1 protein-coding gene is annotated in these 2,828 nt (G+C 73.3%); it reads right to left on the bottom strand.

The window, feature by feature from the left end; translation table 11 throughout:
* Positions 1–2,828, bottom strand: a 2,828-nt coding sequence (locus tag ABZ463_RS41560; protein ID WP_362785728.1) for a condensation domain-containing protein, incomplete at both ends; no start/stop codon positions are given.

The raw sequence follows: 2,828 nt of genomic DNA, 5'->3' as shown, positions 1-2,828 counted from the left end.
CGGGCGTTGAGCTCCGCGGCGGTCAGGCGGGTGGTGCCGCAGACCACGGCTTCGGCGCCGGGGTCCGCCGCGACCCGCGCCTCGAACAACCGGGCCAGGTCGCCGTACGGCAGCGCCGCCGCGGTGGCGTTTCCCTCCTCCACCAGGGCACGCCGCTCCCCGGCGGTGAGCAGCTCGACCTGCCCGATCCGGACGTCGGGATCCGCCGCCACCGCCTCCAGCAGCCTCGTCAGCCACCCGGCGATCGACTCGGCCGTGCCGCGGTCGAACAGGTCGGTGGCGTACTGCAGCACCCCGTGGATTCCCGACGGCCCCTCGCTGAGACCGAACAGCAGGTCGCACTTGGCGCCGCTGAGGCCGTACAACGAGTAGTCCGGGTCCGGCGTCACCGTCAGACCGGGCACCTCGGTCCTGTCGTCGGGGGTGTTCTCCAGGGCCAGCATCACCTGGAAGAGCGGGTTGCGGCCGGGCAGCCGCACCGGGTTGAGCGCCTCGACCAGATGCTCGAACGGCACGTCCTGGTGCGCGTACGCCGCCAGGTCCGCCTCCCTGACCCGGGCCAGCAGCTCACGGAAACTCGGATCGCCCGAGGTGTCGGTGCGCAGCACCAGCGTGTTGACGAAGAAGCCGACCAGGTCGTCCAGCGCCTCGTCCGCACGGCCCGCCACGGGAGAGCCGACCGGTATGTCGCCGCCCGCCCCGAGCCTGGTCAGCAGCGCCGCCAGCCCCGCCTGCAGGACCATGAACAACGTGGCCTGACCGGTCCTGGCCAGGGTGAGCAGCCGCCCGTGCAGCTCGGGCGGGATCCGCAGTGGCACGGCACCGCCCCCGTGCCCCGGGACCGTCGGCCGGGGCCGGTCGGCGGGCAGCGGCAGTTCCTCGGGCAGCCCCGCCAGGGCCCGCCGCCAGAAACCGGTCTGCGCGCTCATGAGACTGTCCGGGTCCGCCGCGTCCCCGAGCAGCTCGCGCTGCCACAGGGTGTAGTCGCGGTAACGCACGGGCAGCGGCTCCCACTCCGGGGCCTCACCCCGCGTGCGGGCCGCGTAGGCCGTCGCCAGGTCGCGCCTGAGCGGCGCCATCGACCAGCCGTCCGCGGCGATGTGGTGCAGCAGCACGACCAGCACGTGCTCGTCGGGGTCGCCCTGCCCGAGGGCGAACAGGCACGCCCGCACCGGCGGTTCGGCCGACAGGTCGAAGGGGCGCGCGGCCTCCCGCTCGATGGCGGGACCGAGCTCCGCCTCGCCGATCTCCGTGACCGTCAGGCCGGGGACGACGTCGAGCACCCGCTGGCCGTCCGGCGAGGGGAAGACCGTCCGCAGCGTCTCGTGCCGCAAGGCCACATCACGCAGCGCCGCCGTGAGCGCCGCCCGGTCCAGCCGTCCGGACAGGCGCAGGACCAGTGGAATGGTGTAGAGCCCGGCGGACTCGGCGAGCCGGTCGACGATCCAGATCCGGTGCTGGGCGTAGGAGAACAACGGCTCTCCGGAGTCCTCCGAGCGGACCAGCGGCGGCCTGGTCCCGCGTCCTCTCGCCCTCTCGACCGCCGTGGCGAGCGCGGCGACGGTCGGCGCCTCGAAGACCTCCCGCACCTGCACCTCGACGGAGAGCGCCGACCTGATTCCGGCCACCACCCGCATGGCCAGCAGCGAGTGCCCGCCGAGCGCGAAGAAGTCGTCGTCGACCCCGATCCCCGGTACGGCGAGCACCTGCGCGAACAGGTCACGCAGGATCCCCTCGACCGGAGTGCGCGGCGCCGTGCCCGACGTCGTCGTCTCCGGGGCGGGCAGGGCGTCGCGGTCGACTTTGCCGTTGTGGTTGAGGGGGAGGGTGTCGAGGATGACGAGGGCGGTGGGGACCATGTAGGCGGGCAGGGTTCGCCGGGCGTGTTGGAGCAGGTGGCCGGGGTCGGTGGGGTTCCGGGTGGTGAGGTAGGTGACGAGGCGTTTGTCGCCGGGGTTGTCCTCGCGTAGCAGGGTCACGCTCTGGACGACGTCGGGGTGACGCAGAAGGACGGCGTCGATCTCCCCCGGCTCCACCCGGATACCGCGGACCTTCACCTGCCCGTCGATCCGGCCGACATAGTCGAGAAGGCCGTCGGGAAGCCTGCGGACGAGGTCGCCGGTGCGGTACATGCGGGTGCCGGGCGGGCCGTAGGGGTCGGCGACGAAGCGTTCTGCGGTGAGGCCGGGCCTGCCGAGGTAGCCGCGGGCCAGGTGGTCTCCGGCGACGTACAGCTCCCCGGGCACTCCCACCGGCACCGGCCGCAGCGCGGCGTCCAGGACGTAGGCGGCCGTGCCGTCGAGCGGCCCGCCGATCGGGACCACGTCGCCGGGCTCGGTCACGTGGTGGGCGGTGGCGTAGACCGTGGTCTCGGTCGGGCCGTAGCCGTTGTGGACGTCACCCCCGGCCGCCAGCACCCGTCCGACCGCGGCGGCGGAGGCGGCCTCGCCCGCGATCCACAGTTCGGGTACGGCCGCCAGCACCTCGGGTGAGTCCTCGGCCAGGACGTTGAACAGTCCGGTGGTCAGGAACACCCCGGTGAGGCGTTCCTGCCTGAGCATCCGTTCGAGGGTGGGCGCGTCGAGTACGCCGGGCGGGGCGACGACCACCGTCCCGCCGTTGAGCAGCGGAACCCACAGCTCGTACATCGACACGTCGAAGGAGGGCGCCGTGTGGTGCAGCACCCGCCGATGGCCGGGCCCCCGCCAGAGACGGTCGGCGGCGAAGGCCGCGACGTTGTGGTGGGTGACGGCGACGCCCTTGGGGGTTCCGGTGGAGCCGGAGGTGAACATGACGTAGGCGAGCTGCCGGGGGTCGGTTTCACGGAC

The organism is Streptosporangium sp. NPDC020145 (assembly GCF_040631275.1).
Taxonomy (GTDB): Bacteria; Actinomycetota; Actinomycetes; order Streptosporangiales; family Streptosporangiaceae; genus Streptosporangium.
The sequence above is the reverse complement of the archived record's forward strand: the minus strand, read 5'-3'. Positions and strand labels throughout refer to the sequence as shown.